Source organism: Klebsiella sp. K-Nf6 (assembly GCF_002806655.1).
In the GTDB taxonomy this organism is placed as follows: Bacteria; Pseudomonadota; Gammaproteobacteria; order Enterobacterales; family Enterobacteriaceae; genus Klebsiella; species Klebsiella variicola.
On the sequence record NZ_PIBN01000008.1, the window covers coordinates 148,858 to 171,455 of the forward strand.

Genomic DNA, 22,598 nt, shown 5'->3' on the forward strand with positions numbered 1-22,598 from the left:
ATGGATTGGGAAAAGCGATATGTTTTCGCGTTTCGCATCGGTGAGCCGATCGAAATCTTATAGGTTGCTGAAATACATTGCTTTATTGAATTTCTGCGACTAAGTGTGGAAGGGGGAATCACTCCGTACGTTAAAGGCAAAGGGAAATGACATTACACAAAAACAATCACATCACGCGAACGTTCCTGGCAATGAGTCTGATGGTCATAACCGGCGGGGCGCTGGCGGCACAGGTGCCGCCTGGCACCCAGCTGGCGGAAAAGCAGGAGCTGGTCAGAAATAACGGCAGTGAACCTGCCTCACTCGATCCGCATAAAGTCGAGAGCGACATTGAATTCAACATCATTAGCGATCTCTTTGAAGGGCTGGTCAGCGTGACGCCTGCGGGGGCGATCCAACCCCGGCTGGCGGAGCGCTGGGAAAACAAGGACAACCTGTTATGGACCTTCCATTTACGCCCCGGTCTGACCTGGTCCGACGGCACGGCCATCACGGCGCAGGATATCGTCTGGAGCTGGCAACGGCTGGTCTCGCCGGCCACCGCCTCGCCCTATGCGAGCTATCCCGGCAATATGCATATCGCCAACGCCCGCGAAATTGCCCTGGGGCAAAAGGGACCCGAGACGCTGGGGGTAAAAGCGCTGAACGACTCCACGCTGCAGGTCACTCTGAACCAGCCGAATGCCGCTTTCCTGGCGATGCTGGCGCACCCTTCGCTGGTACCGATCGACAAAGTGCTGGTGGAGCGTTTTGCCGATAAATGGACCCGACCAGAGCATATCGTCACCAGTGGCCCGTATAAGCTGACCCAATGGGTGGTGAATGAGCGGTTGGTGGCTGAACGTAATGCGAAGTACTGGGATAATGCGCACACCGTTATTAATAAAGTGACTTACCTGCCCATCTCTTCGGAGGCTGCCGATGTCAACCGCTACAAAGCGGGGGAGATCGATATTGTTTATACGGTGCCGATCAATCAGTTTGCGCAGTTGCAGAAAACCATGGGCGACCAGCTGGACGTTTCGCCACAGCTGGCGACCTATTACTACGAATTTAACACCACGCGGCCGCCGTTTAACGACGCCCGCGTGCGTCGCGCGCTGAATATGGCGCTTGATAAAGATATCATTGCCGGAAAAGTGCTTGGCCAGGGGCAGCGACCGGCCTGGCTGATCAGCCAGCCGGATATCGGCGGCGTGACGCTGCGCAACCCGGACTACGCCAGCTGGCCGCGCGAGCAGCGGATTGCTGAGGCGAAAAAACTGCTGGCGCAGGCGGGGTATGATGACAGTCACCCATTGGTCTTTACCCTGCTGTATAACACCTATGAGTCGCACCAGCGTATCGCCATCGCCGCCAGCTCTATGTGGAAGAAAAACCTCGGCGTCGAGGTGAAGCTGCAGAACCAGGAGTGGAAGACGATGCTGGATACCATGCATACGCATAACTTTGACGCCGTCCGCTATGCCTGGATCGCCGACTACGACGATGCCGCCACTTTCCTCAATACGTTCCGTACCGGGGATAGCGAGAACACCAGTCAGTACAGTAACCCGGCTTACGATGAGGCCCTGCGCAATGCGGCGAAAGCCTCCGACGTAGCGACCCGGGGCAAATACTATCAGCAGGCGGAAGATCTGCTGGCGCAGGATGTTCCCGCCATTCCGGTCTATCACTATGTGCGCACCCATTTAGTGAAACCCAGGGTGGGCGGTTTCACGCCGGATAAGCTGGGGTATTACTACACCAAAGACATGTACATTAAAAAATAGTCATCTGATAGTGGTGAGGGGCGCTGATTTTCTGTGCGAACTGCCTGAAATTCAGACGAATAACACAAAATTGTTTGTTTTTAAGGCAGTTGAACAAAATGGTGCTTTACAGCATCCGCCGAGGTGTTTATAGTGCGCCTCACACCGGAAGTGTGGCCGAGCGGTTGAAGGCACCGGTCTTGAAAACCGGCGACCCGAAAGGGTTCCAGAGTTCGAATCTCTGCGCTTCCGCCATATAAAAGAAGGGGTTACCGAAAGGTAACCCCTTTTTGCTTTTCCCTCTAGCCGTCCTGACTGCACTTCACCTTCACCTCCCGACTCCGCAAACCTGCCATGTCTGTAGCGTTATCGCTGGCGAAAAGGTGACGATCAATCCATTGCAAATGGTTGTTATTTTAATTATTCAGCCTCTCGTTATAAACGGCAATGGTGCTGAGGAATAAAAACCATTCGGCAAAATATCTTCGTCTATACTTGGAAAAATGATGATTTACCTGCCATGGTTTTACGCAGATACAGAGACCAGTGAGGTCAGAATGCCTGTCACTAATCGTCCAGAAATCAAAGAACTACGGGTTTTGGTAGAACAGCAATTAAAGTACACATTGTGTGTTAGCTTAAATAAAGCTACGCATGGCGATATTTTTAACGCGGTGGCGCTGGCCATTCGTCATTTTCAACAGGACCATTTTCTGTTGAGCCAGACGCGGCAACGTGAAGAACATAAAAAGCGCGTTTACTATCTGTCGATGGAGTTTTTACTGGGACAGTCGCTGCGTAATAACCTTTTGAATATGAATTTACTGGCGGAGATGCGCCAGGTGGTGAATGACCTGGGGTTTGATCTTGACCACCTTCTTGACGAAGAGCCCGACGCCGCGCTGGGCAACGGGGGGTTAGGGCGCTTAGCCGCCTGTTTTATCGATTCGATGGCCACCCTTGATATTGCCGCATCCGGGCATGGCATCAAATACGAATATGGTCTTTTTCGCCAATCCTTTCAAAATGACCAGCAGATCGAGCATCCGGATGACTGGCATTCCATGCACTCCCCGTGGCTGGTCGAACACCATGCTCAGCAAATCCTGATCCCGCTGGGAGGCTATATTGAACACAGCGAAGATATTGATGGTAATTACAACCCAATGTGGCTGGGTTGGAAAACGATTATCGGTATTCCCCATGACTATTTCGTTTCCGGTTACCGGGATACGACGACCAACAAGCTGCGGCTCTATAGCGCGGTCGCCTCTGACTCCTTTAATATCCATATTTTCAATCGTGGTGATTATATTAAGGCGGTGAGTGATAAAATTGCTTCGGAGAATATTTCAAAAATTCTTTATCCTTCCGATGAGGTGCTCACCGGAAAAGAGCTGCGGCTGACGCAAGAGTATTTTCTGGTGGCCTGTACGCTGCGGGATATATTCCGTGACTATGCCGAGGTTAATGACGATATTACTTTCCTGCCGCAGCATGTGGCGATTCAGCTTAATGACACCCATCCGGCATTAGCGGTGGTGGAGCTGATGCGCATCCTGGTCGATGAATACCGGTTGCCCTGGGAGCAGGCGTGGGAGATAACGCAAAACACCTGTGCCTACACGAATCATACGTTGATGCCGGAAGCGCTGGAGACCTGGCCGGTGACGCTGTTTGAAAAACTGCTGCCGCGTCATTTGCAAATTATATTTGAGATCAACCATCGTTTCCTTGAAGAGGTGGCCCGGCGCTGGCCGGATAAACATCATCTGTTATCTTCGCTGTCTTTAATTGACGAACATCACGATAAGCAAATCCGCATGGCCAATCTGGCCATTGTTGGTAGCCATCGCGTGAACGGGGTAGCATGGCTGCATTCGGAACTGGTCAAGAAACAACTGGTGCCGGACTTCTATTTTATGACGCCGGAGAAATTCATTAATCAGACCAACGGCGTCACGCCGCGACGCTGGGTGCAGCAGGCTAACCCCGGCCTGGCAGCATTTTTGCACCAACAGCTGGGGGAAGGGTGGCCAACCGATTTACCCTTGCTGTCCAGTCTGGAAAGCCTGGCCGATGATACTGCTGTTATTGATAACATCCGGGCCATTAAATTTGCCAACAAAACCGCGCTCAGCCAGCTGGTCGCTCAACGCTATGGCATCGCCCTGGATCCGCTGGCGATGTTTGATTGTCAGGTCAAACGTATTCATGAATATAAGCGCCAATTGCTCAATATTCTTCACGTGATCGCGCTTTACCTGGATATCAAAGAGACAGGGAAAACTATCGCGCCTAAGGTGCATTTGTTTGCGGGTAAAGCGGCGCCGGGCTATCGGATGGCGAAGCTGATTATTCAGTTGATTAATACCGTCGCGCGGAAAATTAACAGCGACCCGCAGGTTGCCGGGCAGCTTAAAGTGGTTTTCCTCGAAGATTATAAAGTTTCGCTGGCGGAAAAAATCATTCCGGCCACGGATCTCTCTGAGCAGATCTCCACCGCCGGTACCGAGGCGTCCGGCACCAGCAATATGAAGTTTGCCATGAACGGCGCGTTAACCATCGGCACCTATGATGGGGCGAATATCGAAATCCGTGAGGCCGTGGGAATCGATAATTTTTATCTGTTTGGCGCCGTAGCGGAAGAGATTGAAGAGAGCCGGCGACTCGGGCATCACCATGCTTTCTATCATCAGAACCCGGCTATTGCGCGTGTTGTCGATACCCTCGTGTCTGGGTTGTTCACCAGCGATCGTGAGCTGTTTGCACCACTTCACCACATGTTGACGGAGGGCGATCATTACTGTCATTTACTGGATTTCGACAGTTATTGTCAGGTCCAGCGGCAGGCGATGGCCGATTTTGAACTGCCGGAACAATGGCACCGTCGGGCCTTACTCAATATTTGTCGGATGGGAGAATTTTCCAGCGACAGAACCATACGTGGCTACGCCCGGGATATTTGGGGTATCACCTGCTAAAGAGAGAACACGCCGAGCGGAAAGGGACTCGTCGACGGATATCAGTCACTATTGAGGATGAGCATGAACGTTGAATTACATACCGAGCAGGGCGTAAAAATTATTATGCCACTGGTGCGCCGACTGGACGCTTCCGTCGTACAGGCGTTTAAGCAGCAGGTTCTGGAGGCTATCGACCCGGATACCAAAAACGTGCTGCTGGATCTGAGCCACGTTGATTTCATCGACAGTAGTTGTCTTGGCGCGTTGGTATCCATTCTGAAAAGCGTCAACGGTCAGGGCGAGCTGGTGCTGTGTTCGCTCAATGACACGATTAAAAACCTGTTTAAGCTCACCCGTATGGATCGCATCTTTTCCATTAAGGAGACCCGACAGGATGCGCTGAACACGTTCACTCAGTGATGACGTTGGTGCAGGCCAGCGGGTGATGGGTCGCCCGCTTATTCTTCGACAATCTGCGCCTTCGGTTTGCTCAGCAGGAGCATCACCAGCGCGACGTAGGGCATCGGCTTCCAGAAATAGTAGCCCTGTAACAGATGAATATTCTGGCGATTGAGATAATCTAGCTGGGCCTGGGTTTCGACGCCCTCGGCAATGATGCGCAGTGACAGCGTCCGGGCCATCTCTATCACGCAGTCCAGCAGTTTGCTTGACGGTGTCTCCCCGGTCACCCTGCCGACAAAGCTCTGATCGATTTTGATATAGTCGAAAACCAGCTCGTGGAGATAGGAAAGCCCGGAATAGCCGGTGCCAAAGTCGTCCAGCGCGATGGAAAACCCGCGGGAGTGTAACGTATTGAGCTTGTCCACAACCGCGCCGTTGAGCAACAGCGGCTCCTGCTCGGTGATCTCCAGCATCAGCTTCACCGCTTTGCCCTCAAAGCCGCGCTGATAGTGCAGGCAATCGTCGATAAACGTCGGAGCGTTAATGTGTGACGCGCTGATATTCAGGCCAATATGAAACCCATCCGGCAGCTTACTGAAGATAGGTCTCATCTGGGCGGAGACTTGCGCCATCAGGCTGCGGGTCAGCGGGATAATTAAGCCGGTACGTTCGGCCAGTGGAATAAATTCAGCGGGCGAACGCCACTGCGCGGTGGTATTTTTCCAGCGGGCCAGAATTTCCACGCCGTATATCTCTCCCGTTTTCCCGTTCACGACGGGCTGGTAGTAGGGAACGATATCCCCCTGGGCGATAGCGTAGCGCAAATTCTCTTCTTCAGAGGTATAGACATTGAGGTATTTGCGCAGCAGGAAATAAAACAGCAGTGAGACAGAAAAAATAAAAATCAGCAGACTGAAACCATTATGAAATAAGCGGCCGGGGCTAAAAAAAGGCGACTCGGGATAGATAATGCGAAACGGGTAGTCCGGTGAGCTAAATATACCCTGGTGTGGACCCGCGTTTAGCGATTCCACATCGCCATACCTGGCGATCATCTGATGGTTGACCCATAGTACCAGTCCGTCGTTATCCGTATCGCTATACAGAGCATCGCGGAGATGCACGTCGCTGATAGTGACAATCACCCGGATCTGCGCTGAGTGCGTCTGATAAATGAGCACCGGTCGCTTATTAACCATCATTCTGGCTGGCAATAGCAGCAGTGGTTCAACAGACAAAGACTCAGGATGAAGCGTCAGTACGCGATTTCCTGGCAGCGACGAGCACCACACCTGGCCATCTTTTATCAGCAAAATGGTACGCAAATGTGGCTGCAGAGCGGTCTCGGTTCCGAGCTGAAACTGGCCCTGCACGGAGCAACCGCTGCGGCTGACGTTCAGGGCTGTGACCGTCGCGGCTCGAGCCTCATCAATAATAACGGCGATTTTCTTCGCCGCCTGACGGGCGGAGGCGACATGGGTGGCCTGGTCTGAATGCCACAGCTGCCAGTTAATGACGAACACCCCAGCCAGAAATACCACCAGCGCCAGGGAAAAGGCAATCCATGCGTTTCGCACCGTTATCTTTTTCATTTATTACGCGTGCTATGTGGAGCGAGCATAAAATGAACCATCCATCCCGCTGAAAAGGCGTTATCCACTGATCGTAGAAGGGGGATATCCTCCGTGACGACGGAGCATGTAAAAACATGATCATTATCACAATACCTGCTGATAAAAACCGCTCACGACCGGATGCGGCTACGAGTCCGTCACGACAGGAATAAAAAAACAAATCTTAATGTTTTCTTAATATAAATTCTGGCAATGGATGGTTTTAAGCATTTTCTAATCCCTAATAACAGACAGACGCTATTTTTTGCTTTTTTAAGTTTATGATAATTGTTTTCATTATCATTCTTTTTTTGCTGTGATTTAATCCTCTCCGCTCAGGCTATTTACCGTTTATTGCCCTATTTCATTAAGGATGCGTTCATGAAATCTCGCTTATCGCCCCTCCGTACGGCAGCGTTGGTTGCCGCTTCTCTGTTTCTGGCGCCGCAGGGGATGGCGGCTGACGCTCAGAACGGGATTGTGGTCTACAACGCCCAGCACGAAAATCTGGTGAAGTCGTGGGTGGATGGATTTACCAAAGAGACCGGTATTAAGGTCACGCTGCGCAATGGCGATGACAGTGAGCTGGGTAACCAGCTGGTTCAGGAAGGCTCCGCGTCGCCGGCCGATGTGTTTCTGACCGAGAACTCACCGTCGATGGTGCTGGTTGATAATGCCAAACTTTTCGCCCCGCTGGATGCTGCCACCCTGCAGCAGGTTCCGGCGCAGTACCGTCCGCAGCATGGTCGCTGGATCGGCATCGCCGCGCGCAGCACCGTTTTCGTCTATAACCCGGCGAAAATCAGCGAGGCGCAGCTGCCGCATTCCCTGATGGATCTGGCAAAACCGGAGTGGAAAGGGCGCTGGGCGGCTTCGCCATCAGGGGCTGATTTCCAGGCTATCGTCAGCGCGATGCTGGCGCTGAAGGGTGAGCAGGCGACTCTCGACTGGCTGAAGGCGATGAAAACCAACTTTGTCGCCTATAAAGGCAACAGCACGGTGATGAAAGCGGTCAATGCCGGGCAGATCGACGGCGGGGTGATCTACCACTACTATCGCTTCGTCGACCAGTCAAAAACCGGTGAGAACAGCAAAAACACCCAACTGTATTACTTCAAACACCAGGATCCGGGCGCCTTCGTCAGCATTTCCGGCGGCGGTGTGCTGGCCTCCAGCAAACATAAAGCGCAGGCGCAGGCCTTTATTAAATGGATCACCGGCAAACAGGGGCAGGATGCGCTGCGCACCAATAACGCCTTCGAATATGCCGTGGGGGTAGACGCGGCCTCTAACCCGAAACTGACCCCGCTGAAAGATCTGGATGCACCGAAGGTAGAACCTTCCTCGCTGAACAGTAAAAAGGTCATTGAGCTGATGACGCAGGCTGGCCTGCTCTGATCCTGAGGAAGTGATGTTGCTATGTCTGTTCTGAGTCTGTCGCTCGGAAAGAAAACAGGACGCCTGCCCGAGCGCAGGCGTCCTGCATTTCCGATGGTGGCGTTAGCGCTGCTGTTTTCATTGCTGGCGCTGTTGCCGTTAGGGTTTGTGGTGGCGGTTGGGTTCGACACCGGCTGGCCGACGATCAAAGCGCTGGTCTTTCGTCCGCGGGTAGGGGAGCTGCTCAGCAATACCCTGTGGCTGACGGTGCTGGCGGTCCCCATCAGCATTGTGCTCGGCGTGACGTTGGCCTGGCTGACGGAACGTACCGCCCTTGCCGGTCGGCAGCTGTGGTCGGCGCTGGCGGTAGCCCCGCTGGCGATCCCGGCCTTTGTCCAGAGCTACGCCTGGGTCAGTGCCGTGCCTTCGCTGCATGGCCTCTCCGCCGGGGTGTTTCTCTCGGTGCTCGCCTACTATCCGTTTATTTATATGCCGGTGGCGGCCGTGCTGCGCCGCCTCGATCCCACCCTTGAAGATGTCGCCGCGTCGCTGGGCACGCCGCCGTGGAAAGTGTTCTTCCGGGTGGTGCTCCCGCAGCTGCGTCTGGCAATCTGCGGCGGTGCGCTGCTGGTGGCCCTGCATCTGCTGGCGGAATATGGCCTGTATGTGATGATCCGCTTCGATACCTTCACGACTGCTATTTACGATCAGTTCCAGTCGACCTTCAGCGGTCCGGCCGCCAATATGCTGGCAGGCGTGCTGGCCTTGTGCTGCCTGGCGATCCTGCTGCTGGAGAGCGCCTCACGCGGTAAAGCGCGTTACGCGCGTATCGGCGCCGGGGCGGCCCGCGAGCAGAAGCGGCTTGTGCTGGGTAAAGGGGCGGCTGTTGGCGCGCAGCTACTGCTTCTGCTGCTGGTGATGCTGGCGATGGGGGTTCCCTTACTGGTCCTGTGCCGCTGGCTGTGGCTGGGCGGCATCGACAACTGGCTGCATGCCGATCTGTGGCATTCGCTGCGCCAGACCCTGCTACTGGGCGTGGGCGGGGCGCTGCTGACGACAACCTGCGCGATCCCCATTGCGTGGCTCGGCGTGCGCTATCCGCGCCCGCTGTTCCGCCTGCTGGAGGGGTGTAATTACATCACCAGCTCGCTGCCCGGCATTGTTACCGCGCTGGCGCTGGTGACGGTCACCATCCACTACGCCCGCCCGGTGTACCAGACCGAAGTGACGTTGTTTCTGGCCTATCTGTTGATGTTTATGCCGCGTGCGCTCATTAACCTGCGTGCCGGTATCGCGCAGGCGCCGGTAGAACTGGAAAACGTTGCCCGTAGCCTCGGACGCAGTCCGGCCCGCGCCCTGTGGAGTATTACCATGCGGCTTGCCGCGCCGGGTGCGGCCGCAGGGGCCGCGCTGGTGTTCCTTGGCGTCAGCAATGAGCTCACCGCCACGCTACTGCTCTCGCCGTTAGGCACCCGCACCTTGTCGACCGGTTTTTGGGCGTTAACCAGCGAGATCGACTACGTGGCGGCGGCGCCGTACGCGCTGTTGATGATTGTCATTTCGCTGCCGCTGACCGCGGTTCTTTATATGCAGTCGAAAAAAATGGCAGGGTTGTAACATGCTGGAATTGTCTTCTATTTCGAAATCCTTCGCTGATGCGCTGGTCCTCGATAATCTCAATCTGACCGTAGCGCCGGGGAGCCGGACGGCCATTGTTGGTCCGTCCGGCTCGGGGAAAACCACGTTGCTGCGCATTCTCGCCGGTTTTGAAACGCCCGATCGCGGGCGGATCGTCATGCACGGTAAGTCTCTGTTTGCCGACGGTGTGTTTGTCCCCGCCCACCAGCGACGGATCGGCTATGTTCCGCAGGAAGGGGCGCTGTTTCCTCATCTTAATGTTGCGGACAATATCGCCTGGGGGCTCGACGCCAGCCGTGAGGAGAAGCGTCGCCGCGTGGGGGCGTTGATGGAGATGGTCGCCCTCGACCCTGGCCTGGCGAGCCACTGGCCACATGAAATTTCCGGTGGTCAGCAGCAGCGCGTTGCCCTGGCCCGTGCGCTGGCTCAGCAGCCGGCGCTGATGCTGCTGGATGAGCCGTTTTCTGCACTGGATACCGGGCTGCGCGCCAGCACACGCAAAGCGACGGCGGATCTGCTGGCCGAGACGGGGATCGCCTCGATTCTGGTGACTCATGACCAGAACGAGGCGCTGTCGTTCGCTACGCAGGTGGCGGTAATGCGTCAGGGGCGCTTCGCCCAGGTTGGAACCCCGCTGACGGTTTACTCGCAGCCGGTGGATGAAGAGACGGCGTTATTTCTTGGCGATGCCCTGATCCTCCCCGCACGCCTGAGCCCCGGCCGGGCAAGCTGCGCGCTGGGGGACCTGGCGACGGACGCACTGCATCCTACTGGCGAAGGTAGGGTGATGCTGCGTCCGGAACAACTGAGCGTCAGTGTGAGCGGGCCGCAGGAAAGTACCGCCATCATCCGCGATGTCGATTTCTCAGGCCAGCTTTCCACGTTGACGCTGTCGATGGCCGGGCACGAGCGGCCGATTGTCCTGCGAACCGTGAGCCAGCCGGCGTGGCAGCCCGGCGCGACGGTACGACTGACGGTCAGCGGCAAGGCGCGGGTGTTTAGCGGCTAATCCCTGAGCAGGCGCCGTCGGCTATCGACGGCGCCGCACGGAAAGCTAATCAGATGGCGGATGAAGCCGCTAGTATCCGCGCCACTGACCTCGTCGCCATGGAGTGGTAGTACGTTGGAACAATTCCGCGGGGTCAGTCCAGCGCCCACCATTTTACCGATCCGTCGCTTTTTCATTCGTCCCGCTACGCTTAACTGCTATCCTGTCTCGCGATCGGCCCTGTTGTTACCATGAGACATCGCTATGCCTGAACTCCATACTCCTGCGAATCGCCCCGGCCCGGCCGCTGCGGCCCGGGTGACGCTCCTGCCAGCGCTGCTGGTTATCGTCGCCATCGCTGTCGGCTGTGTCCTGGTGTCGCCTCCGGTCGGCACACGACACGAGATCCTGACTAACCCCGGCCTCTATATCGATCTACTGGCGTTGTTGTTTCTGGTGTTTATGCTGTGGAGCTCGGCAAAGGTGCGGATGAGCCACATTGCCGTCAACTGGGTGCGTTATGGGCTGCTGCTGTGGATTGCCGGTGGCACCTTTGACGTGATGGATGAGATCGTGGTTCAGCCGCGCTGGATGGGCTATTACTGCGAAGATCTGCTGCGCCTCTCCGGGATGCTGCTGACCGTGGTGGGTGTCTACAAAATTATTGAGCGGATTAACCTGCTGTACGTTGACGCGCGATCGCAATCCCTGAAGGATGAGCTCACCCAGTTGCCCAACCGGCGTTTTTTCATCAATACCATCCGCGAGAAGTCCGGGCATGCGCTGGGACTCATGATTCTGGATATCGATTTTTTTAAGAAAATTAACGATACCTTGGGCCATCTGGTGGGCGATGAAGTGTTATTTTCGCTGGGTAAACAGCTGGCAAACTTGACCAGCGATCGCATCCAGCCGGCGCGTATCGGTGGGGAAGAGTTTGCCATTATCGTCGATGGCCTGTCGGAGCCCGAGCTGCACGCCCTGGCGCAGGCGATCCTCGACAATGCCGGCACCATCCTGATCAATCATCAGACGCCGTTGTCGATCAGCATTGGCGTCGGAATGTGGCGGCCAGGCGAAGCGCAGGAGACATTTATCCGTAAAGTCGACGAGGCGCTGTACAAGGCCAAGCACAACGGACGCGGACGCGTGGAGTGGGCGTAAGATTCCGGCGCGGCAGGTTAGGCCTGCTGCGCGCTACGGCAGTGTCGCCGATACTCCGACGGTGAGCGTTCGGTGTAGCGTTTGAATACCCGGCAAAAATAGTTGCTGTCGACGAAACCGCAATTATGGGCGATCTCTTTCACCTTCAGGTCATAGCCGCGCAGTAGCTGCTTCGCCTTTTCCAGGCGAACCCGGGTCAGATACTCATTAAATCCCACCGAGCCTGATTTCTGAAAAATATGCGATAGATAGTTGGGTGTGATGTGAAAACGTTTGGCTACCGATTCCCGTGTCAGCGGCAGGCTAAGATTTTCCTCGAGGTAGTCCTGGACGGCGAGAAACAGATCCCGACTGCGGCTGACGCGCATTTCCAGACCGACCAGCTGTTCACGACAATGACTCAACAGCGCGGCGACCACCAGCCGTGCGGTCAGCGGGTCGGGTTGCAGGCTGACTTCATTCAGGCTCAGCAACAGGTAAGAGCCCACGCGCGGTCCGAGGCGGGAAACGCTCTGCTTTTCCGTATGCAGGCATTTCCCGTCCCAGCGCTGAATACTGAATCCCAGTTTCTGCCGACCAAACAGGATGCTCAGGGTAGTGGCCGGGCCGGTCCACTGCGGCAGCGTCCACTTCCCCGCCTGCACGTACAGTACCTGCAGCGTGGTTAACGTCGAGGCGGCCAGCGGCAGTCCCTGTTCACTCAGCTGGCCCTCCAGCACAATTTCCAGACGCGGAAACGGCACGTTGAAGGCGAGGGCAGGCACGGAGATATCCGGCTCAGGAAATCTCACCTGTAAGTGATCTTTTTGACCGATTAACCGATGCAGAATATCCGGCAGTTCTTCAATCATTCTATGGCCTCAGCATGCGCATTATCCTGTTGATGGTAATCTAATTTTTTCGGCTCGACAGCGTTTGTTTAGCGATTTTGCGCTGCGAATTCATGACCAACTGCAGCGCATCCATCGTCGGAAATAAGATTATTGATGCCCATCACACTTTGTGAGCTCGCATACGTATGTCCAGTTTTTCGTAGCGCTCGCCTCCTGTTATACCGCGGCGGGGCCAGTAGAGTTTATTTGTGTTATCGGAACGTTAAAAGGAACGCAAAATGAACTCATCATCGGCTAGCTTTCTCGATGCGTTAGGCGCCAGCCTGGCGCTCAGCGCGCAAATGAAACACGAGCTCGACACCCTCGGCTACACCGTCGTGCATAACGTCGTTGACGCCCAGTGGCTGAGCGAAATGCGCCTGCTCATTGACACCCTGGTTGAACGCGAAGGCGACAATCTGGCGATGGAACATCATCAGGAGGCGACGGCGACGCGGATCGCTAACCTGATTAATAAGGGAGTTATCTGGGAGAAAGTCTGGTCGCATCCGCTGATCCTCTCCGCTTGTCGCTATATCTTCGGCGGCGATTTTAAAGTCTCCAGCCTGAACGCGCGCGAGGCGCTGTATAACGGTGGTCATCAGCCGCTGCACGCCGACTGGAAAAAGCCGCGCCCGGATTTTCCCAAAGTCCACCTGGTGAATACTATCTGGGCGATAGATGATCTGAGCGCCGCCAACGGTGCACCGCGGATCATTCCCGGTACCCACCTGCGCCCGGCGTTGCCGGAGGAGGTGCTGGCCGACCCGGAACTGACCCATCCCGATGAGATTGTGTTTGCCGCACCGGCCGGCAGTGTGATGATTTATAACGCGCACGCCTGGCACGGTGGTACTCGTAATCGTGAAGGCAGCAGACGACGCGTACTGCATGGGTTATATATCGATCGCGCGGATACGCCGCAGCAGGACCAGCGGCGCTGGCTGACGCCGGAGACGGCAAGCCGGCTGACGCCGGCGCAAAAGTGGCTGCTGGATGTAGAATAAGGTCTGTCGCCGGTCAGGGAAGTTCTACATAGACGACCGGCTTTTTCATGATGCTTTTCACGGCCTCGACGATCTGCTGCGGCTGCAGCAGGAAGCTCTTGATGCTGGTTTTAATCGTCCGCAGGCCGCGAAAGCGCTGGGCGTCATCGATTTCGATATCCGTCACCAGCAGCACCACTTCGGCGCGGGCGATATCTTCGGCGGTGATCCGGTTTTCAACACCGAGCGCGCCCTGGGTTTCGACTTTCAGGTGCCATTTTTCATGATGACCGACCTTTTCCAGTCGTTCGGCGGCCATGTAGGTATGCGCCACCCCGCTGACGCAGGCGGTTACGGCAACGATCGTAAAGTCCATAATATCCTCCTGGCGTTATCCGCCGATAGTGACGTGGAATCCGGCCGCTTCGGCCAGCGTCCGGTAAGGTTGAATTTCCGCTTCGTCAGGTGCTTTCACGCCGGCGAGCGGCCAGCGTTTGCCCAGCAGACGGTATTTGGGCTCGCCATATTGATGAAACGGCAGCAGGTGTATTTCTTTTAGCGCGAACGGCGCGAGAAACGCCAGAATCTGGCGAAAATTATCGACGTTCAGGGTGTAGCCTGGGATCAGCGGCACCCGCGGGATCAGGTTGATTTTTCTCGCCGCCAGCTGGCGAAAATTGTCCAGCACCCGTGGCTGATTCATTCGCAGCAGCGACCGCGCCCGCTCAGGTTCCATGATTTTAAAATCAAACAGGACTTCATTGCAGGCTTCGGCCACCGGCAGGAAGCGGTCGAAAGCGCAGTCGCCCGCGGTTTCGATGGCGGTGCGGATCCCCCACTGGCGCAGGCGCTGGAGAAAGCGGGCGGCAAACCCGGCCTGCATGAGCACTTCGCCCCCGGAGAGGGTGACGCCGCCGCCGGAGGCGCGAAAGAAGACCTCATCCTTCAGCACCTCCTGCAACAGGTTATCCAGCGTCACATCGCGGCCAATCTGTTCCCACGCACCGGACGGACATTCGGCGACGTCCTGCAGGCAGCGGGTGCAGCGCAGGCATTTGCTCTCCCGGCGCAGGGTCTGAATCCTGGGTGAAATTGATTCGGGATTGGCGCACCACGGGCAGGTATGAGGGCAGCCTTTAAAAAAGACCACCGTGCGGATCCCTTGTCCGTCATTGAGCGAGTAGCGCTGGAGGTTAAAAATGCGCGCCCGGTCGGCGCGCGTGTCGATGACCTCACAGCTGATGCGCGGTGCGGCGGATAATGTCATCCTGAATCTCCTTTGACAGCTCAACAAAGAAGGCGCTGTAGCCCGCGACGCGTACCACCAGGCCGGCAAAGTCCTGCGGCCGCTGCTGCGCTTCACGCAGGGTGTCGGCGTTGACCACGTTGAACTGAATATGCTGCAGCTTGAGCTTGCAAAAGGCCTGTAAAAAGTCTGCCAGTTTGTTCAGGCCGCCGTCGCCGGCCAGCGTTGCCGGGGTGAATTTGACGTTTAGCAACGTACCGTTCGACAGCAGATAGTTATCCAGCTTGCTGACCGATTTCAGCACTGCCGTTGGCCCCTGGGAATCCTGACCGACCATCGGCGACAGGCCGCCGTCTGCCAGTTGCTCACCGGCCAGCCGCCCGTCCGGGGTGGCGCCCACCACCGAACCCAGCGGCACGTGCGCGGAGACGGTGTAGGAGCCGGGGGTAAAATGACCGCCGCGCGGGTTCAGATACTGCTCAACCTCTTTGCAGTAAAAACGCAGCAGATCGGCGCTAATATTGTCGACATCGTCGATATCGTTGCCGTACTTGTCAAAACGGTTAATCAGTCGGGCGCGGATTTTTTCCCCTTCCGGCGTCTGGAAATTGGCTTTCAGCACGGCCATCAGTTGGTCAAAGCTGAGACGCTGCTGGTCGAAGACCATACCCTTCAGGGCGTACAGCGAATCGCTCAGGTTAGCGATCCCGATACCCTGGACGCCGGAGAAGTTATAGCGCGCGCCGCCGGCGGTGATATCTTTGCCGTGCTGCACGCAATCTTCAATGAACGAGGAGAGCAGGGGGACCGGCGCCCAGTCGCGGTGGCCGATATCGCAAATGTTGCTGCCCTCGACCATCAGTTTGATGTAATGGCGGATTTTGTCGCGGATCTGGCTGATAAGCCCGTCCCAGCTGACTTCAGGTTGCCCTTCATTCTCCTGCAGCACAATTTCCATCACCTTCAACAGATTAAACATGGCGATATCGTGCAGGCCGTAGGTGCGGCCGGGAATGGAGAGCTCCACGCAGCCAACCACCGCGTAATCACGGGCATCTTCCAGCGACACGCCGCGATTGAGGAAAGCAGGGACCACCACCTCGTCATTGAAAATCTGCGGGATGCCGGTGCCCAGGCGGATGGTTTCGGCAGTTTTGCGCAGGAACGGGCGATCAATCAGCTCGTTGACCCGCACGCCCAGATTCGGCTGCGGTAGCTGAACGTTTTGATAGGCGTCGAGGCATAAAAATGACAGCACGTTGACCGCGCTGCGCCCGGTGTCCGTCAGCCCGCCGAGCAGGGCGGTATAGCCAGTGGGAAAACCCGCGAAATAGCGCGCGCTGCTGGAGGAGCGTAGCAGGACGATATCGTTGCATTTCACCCACAGCGACTCCAGCAGCGCCTTGAGATACGCGGGATCCTGACCCTGATTCAGCGATGCCTGATAAAACGGCAGCATATACTGGTCAAAACGCCCCAGCGAAATCGAGCTGGCATTGGATTCGTACTGCAGAATGATATTCATATACCAGAACAGCTGGCAGGCCTGGGGGAAGTCCGTTGGCCGATGCTGCGCGTTGTGGCGCGAAATAGCGGCGATGGTTAATAGCTCTTGCTGACGCTGCGCTTTCGTGCAGTTCGCGGCCATCGCTTCGGCCAGCGCGGCGTAGCGCAGAATATGGCGCTGGGAAGCTTCCAGCAGAATCAGTACCGCCTGATAAAAGGGGTTCTCCGGTTGCTGGGCGCAGTGCGTTTTGAGTTCGGTGACCAGCGCGCCAAGGCCATGATTCAGCAGTCGTGGATAGTCGATGATGATATGGCCCTGGCCTTTATCGGTCTGGTTAACGCTAAATATCTGGGTGCTGACAGCAGCCTTGACCTCTTCAGTCATCTGACCGTTGATGAAATCTTTCATTGAGCGCTTTTCCCAGTAGGGGAACAGCGTTTCGCGGTAGATTTGTTTATCTTCTTCGCTTATTTCGAAGCGATCCTGCGGGCGGGTCGGGAAGGCGTCGAGCTCGTTGAGTAGCCAGTAGGGGTCCATCTCTGGCGACATGATTCCCGCGCGTGGTTTGACGGTGCGGTTGCCAGCGATCAGTTCATCCTCACGAATCGAAATCATCACCTTATCGAGGATCCACGCCGTGGCTTTCGCCCGGCGGATAATGACCGGTTCGCCCTCCGTCTGCCGATGGCTGGCAGTGTAGAGTAATGCGCGTTCAAGGGAGATTTCGCGCGGCTGGGCGAACAGGCTGGCTTTCAGGCGTTGGGTACGATTCGTCATGATAAACTCCATGTTGTGGCGAAGGGCGCGAGGGCGCCCTTTTTAAGGCTTCAGGCGCTCTGGGAAAGGTGGCTGTCTATCTTGTTCATGATGGCGTCGGCGCGTTTTACCGCATCGCTGATGTTGACGCGCACGATAGTTTTCCCGGCAAAACGCTCTTCGAATTTGATGCCGATATCTTTGGTCAGAATGACCATATCGGCGGCGGCAATCTCTTCCGCCGTCAGTTCATTTTCAATACCGATAGAACCCTGCGTTTCTACCTTGACCTGCCAGCCTTTGGCTTTGGCGGCGCTTTCCAGCGATTCGGCGGCCATGTAGGTGTGAGCCACGCCCGACGGGCAGGCGGTGACAGCGATAATGTGGGTCATAATCTGTTCCTTCCAGTCTGTTAGTTAATTTCGAAATCAAGGTCTAGTTCATCGTCAGCGTTGACGTCAGTGGGTTTCTTTTTGGCAAAGGCTTTCAGCAGGATGACGCAGGCGGCGCTGACGCAGGCGCCGACCAGCAGCGCGGCGACAAAGCCCAGCTTGCCCTGGACCACCGGCAACACGATGAGCCCGCCCCAGCCGGCGTAACACTGGACGCCCATCAGCGCGGCGGTGACGCAGCCGCTGGCGGCGCCAATCATATTGGCCGGAATGACGCGCAGCGGATCCGCGGCGGCAAAGGGAATCGCCCCTTCGGTCACGCCGACACAGCCCATCACCAGCGCCGCTTTGCCGGTTTCCCGCTCTTCGGCGGTGAAATATTTGCGGCCAATCAGCGTCGCCAGCCCCATGCCCAGCGGCGGTACGGCGATACCGACGGCGGCGATGGCCACCACGCTGTAGACGCCCTGCGAAACGCAGATCAGCATGAAGGCGTAGGCCACTTTGTTCACCGGGCCGCCCATATCAAAGGCCAGCATCAGGCCCATAATGATGGCCAGCACCACGATGCTGCCTTCACGCATCCCCTGCAGCCAGCCGGTCAGATTAGCGGTCAGCGCGCCAACCGGCTCGCCAAGCCCCCACATCATGATCCCGGCGGTGATAAAGGTGCCGACGATGGGAATGATGAAAATCGGCATCACCGAGCGCAGAACTTTATGTACGGGGATTTTTTTCAGGTAATAGACCACCAGGCCGCCAATCATGCCGGCGATCAGCGCGCCGAAGAAGCCGGCGCCAAAGCTGTTGCCCACCCATGCGCCGATGGCGCAGGGGGCCAGCGCGGCGCGGTCAGAAATGGAGTAGCCGATGTAGGCGGCGAGAAAGGGCACCATCAGCGTCAGCCCGGCGACGCCAATATCAAAGAGTTTCTTCAGATTAGGGTCGGTGGCGGCATCGGGCACCGCGCCTTTGCCATACAACATGACGGAGACCGCCAGCAGGATCCCGCCGGAAACCACGAAGGGGATCATGTGCGAGACGCCGGTCATCAGATGCTGGCGGGTATTTTTTAGTATTTGCACCAGTTCGTTCATTGCTTGCTCCTGAGCGCTGTAGGGCCCGTGACAGTATTGATGCCTCAACATTAGAAAAAGGGCGGGGTATTAAACAGTAGAGAAAAAGTGCATTTACTGGATATTTGTAAGGTGAGAAAAGAATTGCGATCCACCTCAAATCTTAGTGGTGACAAGAAAGATGAGCGCTAACAGGGTGGAATTGTGATGGCGGGCATAAAAAAGTATCGTGTGTACAATAGTCCAGTAATTGCCAGTTTTATCACCTAGTCCCGGGGGCTGTCTTTTATTACCTTTTGGGGAAATAATGGATTGCTCAGGAGGAAGGCGATGGCTCTGGTCATTGAATTTACATGTGATTTGCCCAACGGCGTGCATGCGCGTCCGGCCAGTCTGGTCGAAACGCTGTGTAATCGTTTTTCATCAGCGATTGAGTGGCGGAACTTGCGCCGCGAGAGCGGTGGAAATGCCAAGAGCGCGCTGGCGATTATCGGCAGCAATACCCTGAAGGGCGACGCCTGCCAGCTGCTTATCAGCGGCGAAGATGAAGCTGAGGCATTCGCCGCGTTAACGGCTTTTATGCGCGATGAATTTCCCCACTGTGACGCGCCGCTGCCCGCTGCGCCAACGCTGGATGTCCAGCCGGTGCCAGAGTCGCTTTCGCGGCTGAACCCGACGCTGTTTCATGCCCGTCCGGTGTGCGCCGGCAGCGCTGGGGGAACGCTGGTTCATCTCAAATCACGCGATCTGCACGAGCTGGGTGAACTGCCCGTCGCCGCCAGTCCCGAACAGGAGCAGGCGGCACTGGATAATGGCCTGCGGCTACTGGTGAAAGATATTGCGCTGCGGTTGCTGGACAACGACGGCACCGCCAGCGCGATCCTGGAAGCTCACCGTTCGTTGGCGACGGATGCCTCGCTGCGCCAGCACCTGCTTGGCGGTATTCTCACCGGGCTGAGCTGCGCCCAGGCGATTGTCGCCACCGGCGACCACTTCTGCGCCCAGTTCCGCGACTCCGGTAACCGCTATCTGCAGGAACGGGTACTGGATGTCCGCGACGTTTGCTTCCAGCTGTTGCAGCATATCTACGGCGAAGCCCGTTTCCCGGCGCCGGGCCAGCTGCGGGAAGCGGCCATTTGCCTTGCCGACGAGCTGACCCCCAGCCAGTTTCTGGAACTGGATAAAACGCATCTCAAAGGGCTGCTGCTGCGCAGCGGCGGCACCACCTCGCATACCGTGATTCTGGCACGCTCATTCAATATCCCTACTCTGGTGGGCGTGGATTTAGCCGCGCTGCTGCCGTGGGTGGATACGCAGGTGCAGATTGACGGCAACGCCGGGCTGCTGGTGGTGGATCCAAGTCCGGCGGTAGCGCGCTACTATCAGCAGGAGGCCTGGCTACAGACGCAAATCCAGCAACAGCAGCAGGTATGGCTGGATAAAGCCGGGCAGACGCAAGACGGTATCCGCGTGGAGATCGCCGCCAATATCGCCCATTCGGTGGAAGCGGTGGCGGCATTCAACCAGGGCGCGCAGTCGGTAGGGTTGTTCCGCACTGAAATGCTGTATATGGATCGCCCGAGCGCGCCGTCGGAAGATGAGCTCTACAACATCTTCTGCCAGGCACTGGAACCCGCTGCCGGGCGCAGCATTATCGTGCGGACTATGGATATCGGCGGTGATAAGCCGGTGGCCTATCTCAACATCCCTGCGGAAAACAATCCGTTCCTCGGCTACCGCGCGGTGCGCATCTATGAAGAGTATCAGGCGCTGTTTCACACTCAGCTACGGGCGATTTTACGCGCCTCGGCGCACGGCTCGCTGAAGATTATGATCCCCATGATTTCATCAATGGAAGAGATCCTGTGGGTGAAAGAGCGACTGGCGGAGGCCAAACAGTCGCTGCGCGCCGAGCAGATCCCGTTTGATGAAAAGATCCCGCTCGGCATCATGCTGGAAGTGCCGTCGGTGATGTTTATCATCGATCAGTGCTGTGAAGAGGTGGATTTCTTTAGCATCGGCAGCAACGACTTAACGCAGTATCTGCTGGCGGTCGATCGTGATAATGCGAAAGTGACACGCCATTACAACAGCCTGAATCCCGCCTTCCTGCGCGCGCTGGACTATGCGGTACAAGCGGTGCATCGGCAGGGGAAATGGATCGGTCTGTGTGGCGAACTGGGGGCCAAAGGATCGGTGCTACCGCTGCTGGTAGGCCTCGGTTTAGATGAATTGAGCATGAGCGCGCCGGCGATCCCGGCGACCAAATCGCGCCTGGCCCAGCTGGACAGCCGCGCTTGCCGCCAGCTGCTGAATCAGGCCATGCAGTGCCGTACCTCACTGGAAGTGGAGCATCTGCTGGCCCAGTTCCGCATGCGTCAGCAGGATGTGCCGCTGGTGAGCGCCGAGTGCATTACGCTCAATAGCGACTGGCGCAGCAAGGAGGAGGTGCTGAAAGGGATGACGGATAACCTGCTGCTGGCCGGACGCTGCCGCTATCCACGTAAGCTGGAGGCTGACCTGTGGGCCCGCGAGGCGGTGTTCTCCACCGGTCTGGGCTTTAGCTTCGCCATTCCGCACAGTAAATCCGAGCATATCGAGCAGTCGACCATCAGCGTCGCCCGCCTGGCGCAGCCCGTGATGTGGGGCGATGAAGAGGCGCAGTTTGTGATTATGCTGACGCTGAACAAGCACTCGGCGGGCGATCAGCATATGCGGATTTTCTCGCGGCTGGCGCGGCGCATTATGCACGCGGAGTTCCGTCAATCTCTGGTCTCCGCGGAGAGTCGCGAGGATATCGCTGGCCTGCTGCGCCGCGAGCTGGAACTGTGATCTGCACACCGGCCAGCGGTGCTGGCCGGAATGCGCTTTACAAATCCAGCACTAACCGACCGCCTTTGGCGCGCGAGCAGCAGATCAGCATACTCTGCTGGCTGGCTTTCTCTTCCTCGCTGTAATACTGATCGCGGTGGTCGGCTTCCCCCTCCAGAATCATCGTTTCGCAGGTGCCGCACACCCCTTCGCGGCACAGGCATTCCACCTTCGCCGCTTTGTTATTCTCAATAACCTGCAAAATGGTCATGTCCTGCGGTACGGTAAATTCGCGTCCGGAACGCGCCAGCACCAGGATAAACGCCTCTCCGCCTTTATCCTCAACGATAAACTGCTCAAAGTGCAGCTGACTGGCGGGCACCTGGTGGCGTTCGGCGGCGGCTTTCACCGCCTCGTTAAGCGCCGCCGGGCCGCAGGTATACACGTGGGTCCCGGGCTCGAGGTCGGCGAACAGGCGCGGCAGGTCGAGACGGCTGCCGAGCGCGGATACATGAACATTGACCCGATCGCGCCACGGCGCGGCGCTGAGCGCATCGACGAAAGCATTATTGTCGGCGTTGTGGAAACAGTAGTGCAGCTGCCAGTCGGCCTGCCGTTGTTCCAGTTCAGGAATATGCGCTAAAAACGGCGTGATGCCGATGCCGCCGGCGATCAGCAGATGTTTTCGCGCCTGTGGTTCGATGGCGAACAGGTTGTTGGGGGTGGACACCGTCAGGGTATCGCCCGGGCGTACCTGCTGGTGCATAAAACGCGAGCCGCCTTTGGAAGGCGACTCAAGACGCACCGCAATCTGCCAGCTGGTGGTATCCAGCGGCGAGCTCATCAGCGAGTAGGCGTTACTGTAGCGCTGCTCGCCATCCTGCATCTGGACGATAATATGGCTGCCGCCGCTGAATGCCGGCAGCGGAGCGCCGGTCGGCGATACCAGCGTAAAACGCTTCACAAGGGGGGTGATCTGTTCAACATCGCGAACGATCGCCTCAAACATTTGATAATCAGACATCGCTGAACTCCATCAAAAAATCCCGGCGT

17 protein-coding genes, 1 tRNA gene and 1 pseudogene are annotated in these 22,598 nt (G+C 56.9%); 10 read left to right on the forward strand and 9 right to left on the reverse strand.

The genetic code is table 11. The features are described 5' to 3' along the window. Positions 1 to 146: 146 nt before the first annotated feature. The 4 genes from CWM61_RS15360 (at position 147) to CWM61_RS15375 (ending at position 5,137) form a co-directional block, all read left to right on the forward strand. On the forward strand, positions 147 to 1,772 hold the full coding sequence (locus CWM61_RS15360) for an ABC transporter substrate-binding protein (protein ID WP_100631491.1): 1,626 nt from the start codon (positions 147 to 149) through the stop codon (positions 1,770 to 1,772). Between the two features lie 146 nt (positions 1,773 to 1,918). Beyond that, a tRNA-Ser gene (locus tag CWM61_RS15365) sits at positions 1,919 to 2,006 on the forward strand. 302 nt (positions 2,007 to 2,308) lie between these two features. Continuing rightward, entirely contained in the window at positions 2,309 to 4,735 is a 2,427-nt protein-coding gene (locus tag CWM61_RS15370) for a glycogen/starch/alpha-glucan phosphorylase (RefSeq protein ID WP_100631492.1), read from the forward strand. A 63-nt stretch (positions 4,736 to 4,798) separates the two neighbouring features. Then, positions 4,799 to 5,137 (forward strand): STAS domain-containing protein, encoded by a 339-nt coding sequence (locus tag CWM61_RS15375; RefSeq protein ID WP_061155144.1) that lies wholly within the window; start codon positions 4,799 to 4,801, stop codon positions 5,135 to 5,137. 38 nt (positions 5,138 to 5,175) lie between these two features. Here CWM61_RS15375 and CWM61_RS29875 read toward each other — a convergent pair whose 3' ends face one another. Both CWM61_RS29875 and CWM61_RS29880 read right to left on the reverse strand, forming a co-directional pair. Next, positions 5,176 to 5,943 (reverse strand): cyclic diguanylate phosphodiesterase, encoded by a 768-nt coding sequence (locus tag CWM61_RS29875; RefSeq protein WP_227521386.1) that lies wholly within the window; start codon positions 5,941 to 5,943, stop codon positions 5,176 to 5,178. Between the two features lie 153 nt (positions 5,944 to 6,096). Then, positions 6,097 to 6,711 (reverse strand): annotated as a pseudogene (locus CWM61_RS29880) (CSS-motif domain-containing protein); the annotation flags it as partial. A 402-nt stretch (positions 6,712 to 7,113) separates the two neighbouring features. Here CWM61_RS29880 and CWM61_RS15385 point away from each other — a divergent pair. From CWM61_RS15385 to CWM61_RS15400, 4 genes are all read left to right on the forward strand, one after another. Then, positions 7,114 to 8,130, forward strand: coding sequence for an iron ABC transporter substrate-binding protein (locus tag CWM61_RS15385; RefSeq protein WP_074386385.1), 1,017 nt, complete (start codon positions 7,114 to 7,116; stop codon positions 8,128 to 8,130). Positions 8,131 to 8,151: 21 nt separating this feature from the next. After that, positions 8,152 to 9,726, forward strand: a complete 1,575-nt coding sequence (locus tag CWM61_RS15390; RefSeq protein ID WP_165785078.1) for an ABC transporter permease — start codon at positions 8,152 to 8,154, stop codon at positions 9,724 to 9,726. A gap of 1 nt (position 9,727) precedes the next feature. After that, positions 9,728 to 10,756: an ABC transporter ATP-binding protein gene (locus CWM61_RS15395; protein WP_100631495.1), complete on the forward strand. Its 1,029-nt coding sequence runs from the start codon at positions 9,728 to 9,730 to the stop codon at positions 10,754 to 10,756. Between the two features lie 243 nt (positions 10,757 to 10,999). Continuing rightward, a complete protein-coding gene (locus CWM61_RS15400) occupies positions 11,000 to 11,899 on the forward strand; it encodes a GGDEF domain-containing protein (RefSeq protein WP_100631496.1) in 900 nt (299 codons plus the stop codon). A gap of 17 nt (positions 11,900 to 11,916) precedes the next feature. On the opposite strand, the gene CWM61_RS15405 is transcribed toward CWM61_RS15400, so the two are convergent. Further along, entirely contained in the window at positions 11,917 to 12,750 is an 834-nt protein-coding gene (locus CWM61_RS15405) for a helix-turn-helix transcriptional regulator (RefSeq protein WP_100631497.1), read from the reverse strand. 260 nt (positions 12,751 to 13,010) lie between these two features. On the opposite strand from CWM61_RS15405, the gene CWM61_RS15410 reads away from it, so the two are divergent. After that, entirely contained in the window at positions 13,011 to 13,778 is a 768-nt protein-coding gene (locus tag CWM61_RS15410) for a phytanoyl-CoA dioxygenase family protein (RefSeq protein WP_074386380.1), read from the forward strand. 13 nt (positions 13,779 to 13,791) lie between these two features. Here CWM61_RS15410 and CWM61_RS15415 read toward each other — a convergent pair whose 3' ends face one another. Genes CWM61_RS15415 through CWM61_RS15435 form a run of 5 tightly spaced genes read right to left on the reverse strand, consistent with a single transcriptional unit; the run spans position 13,792 to position 18,755 of the window. After that, a complete protein-coding gene (locus CWM61_RS15415) occupies positions 13,792 to 14,133 on the reverse strand; it encodes a PTS fructose-like transporter subunit IIB (RefSeq protein WP_074386379.1) in 342 nt (113 codons plus the stop codon). Between the two features lie 15 nt (positions 14,134 to 14,148). After that, on the reverse strand, positions 14,149 to 15,024 hold the full coding sequence (locus tag CWM61_RS15420) for a [formate-C-acetyltransferase]-activating enzyme (protein WP_100631498.1): 876 nt from the start codon (positions 15,022 to 15,024) through the stop codon (positions 14,149 to 14,151). After that, on the reverse strand, positions 14,990 to 17,287 hold the full coding sequence (locus CWM61_RS15425) for a formate C-acetyltransferase (RefSeq protein WP_100631499.1): 2,298 nt from the start codon (positions 17,285 to 17,287) through the stop codon (positions 14,990 to 14,992). The genes CWM61_RS15420 and CWM61_RS15425 overlap by 35 nt, the downstream gene beginning before the upstream one ends. Before the next feature lie 50 nt (positions 17,288 to 17,337). Next, positions 17,338 to 17,658, reverse strand: coding sequence for a PTS fructose-like transporter subunit IIB (locus tag CWM61_RS15430; RefSeq protein WP_004179264.1), 321 nt, complete (start codon positions 17,656 to 17,658; stop codon positions 17,338 to 17,340). A 20-nt stretch (positions 17,659 to 17,678) separates the two neighbouring features. Next, positions 17,679 to 18,755 carry a PTS fructose transporter subunit EIIC gene (locus CWM61_RS15435; RefSeq protein WP_074386376.1) on the reverse strand — a complete coding sequence of 359 codons (1,077 nt, stop codon included), beginning with the start codon at positions 18,753 to 18,755 and terminating at the stop codon, positions 17,679 to 17,681. A gap of 309 nt (positions 18,756 to 19,064) precedes the next feature. Here CWM61_RS15435 and ptsP point away from each other — a divergent pair, with 309 nt between their 5' ends. After that, entirely contained in the window at positions 19,065 to 21,566 is a 2,502-nt protein-coding gene (gene ptsP / locus CWM61_RS15440; RefSeq protein ID WP_074386375.1) for a phosphoenolpyruvate--protein phosphotransferase, read from the forward strand. Between the two features lie 37 nt (positions 21,567 to 21,603). Here ptsP and CWM61_RS15445 read toward each other — a convergent pair whose 3' ends face one another. Beyond that, on the reverse strand, positions 21,604 to 22,569 hold the full coding sequence (locus CWM61_RS15445; protein WP_074386374.1) for a PDR/VanB family oxidoreductase: 966 nt from the start codon (positions 22,567 to 22,569) through the stop codon (positions 21,604 to 21,606). Positions 22,570 to 22,598: the final 29 nt, after the last annotated feature.

Bases quoted from the DNA above. Each gene is read 5' to 3' on its own strand.
- CWM61_RS15375 (WP_061155144.1), top strand. From the start codon at position 4,799: ATGAACGTTGAATTACATACCGAGCAGGGCGTAAAAATTATTATGCCA.
- CWM61_RS15425 (WP_100631499.1), bottom strand. From the start codon at position 17,287: ATGACGAATCGTACCCAACGCCTGAAAGCCAGCCTGTTCGCCCAGCCG.
- CWM61_RS15430 (WP_004179264.1), bottom strand. From the start codon at position 17,658: ATGACCCACATTATCGCTGTCACCGCCTGCCCGTCGGGCGTGGCTCAC.
- CWM61_RS15395 (WP_100631495.1), top strand. From the start codon at position 9,728: ATGCTGGAATTGTCTTCTATTTCGAAATCCTTCGCTGATGCGCTGGTC.
- CWM61_RS15360 (WP_100631491.1), top strand. From the start codon at position 147: ATGACATTACACAAAAACAATCACATCACGCGAACGTTCCTGGCAATG.
- CWM61_RS15370 (WP_100631492.1), top strand. From the start codon at position 2,309: ATGCCTGTCACTAATCGTCCAGAAATCAAAGAACTACGGGTTTTGGTA.
- CWM61_RS15420 (WP_100631498.1), bottom strand. From the start codon at position 15,024: ATGACATTATCCGCCGCACCGCGCATCAGCTGTGAGGTCATCGACACG.
- CWM61_RS15410 (WP_074386380.1), top strand. From the start codon at position 13,011: ATGAACTCATCATCGGCTAGCTTTCTCGATGCGTTAGGCGCCAGCCTG.
- ptsP (WP_074386375.1), top strand. From the start codon at position 19,065: ATGGCTCTGGTCATTGAATTTACATGTGATTTGCCCAACGGCGTGCAT.
- CWM61_RS15405 (WP_100631497.1), bottom strand. From the start codon at position 12,750: ATGATTGAAGAACTGCCGGATATTCTGCATCGGTTAATCGGTCAAAAA.
- CWM61_RS15435 (WP_074386376.1), bottom strand. From the start codon at position 18,755: ATGAACGAACTGGTGCAAATACTAAAAAATACCCGCCAGCATCTGATG.
- CWM61_RS15415 (WP_074386379.1), bottom strand. From the start codon at position 14,133: ATGGACTTTACGATCGTTGCCGTAACCGCCTGCGTCAGCGGGGTGGCG.
- CWM61_RS15445 (WP_074386374.1), bottom strand. From the start codon at position 22,569: ATGTCTGATTATCAAATGTTTGAGGCGATCGTTCGCGATGTTGAACAG.
- CWM61_RS15400 (WP_100631496.1), top strand. From the start codon at position 11,000: ATGCCTGAACTCCATACTCCTGCGAATCGCCCCGGCCCGGCCGCTGCG.
- CWM61_RS15385 (WP_074386385.1), top strand. From the start codon at position 7,114: ATGAAATCTCGCTTATCGCCCCTCCGTACGGCAGCGTTGGTTGCCGCT.
- CWM61_RS15390 (WP_165785078.1), top strand. From the start codon at position 8,152: ATGTCTGTTCTGAGTCTGTCGCTCGGAAAGAAAACAGGACGCCTGCCC.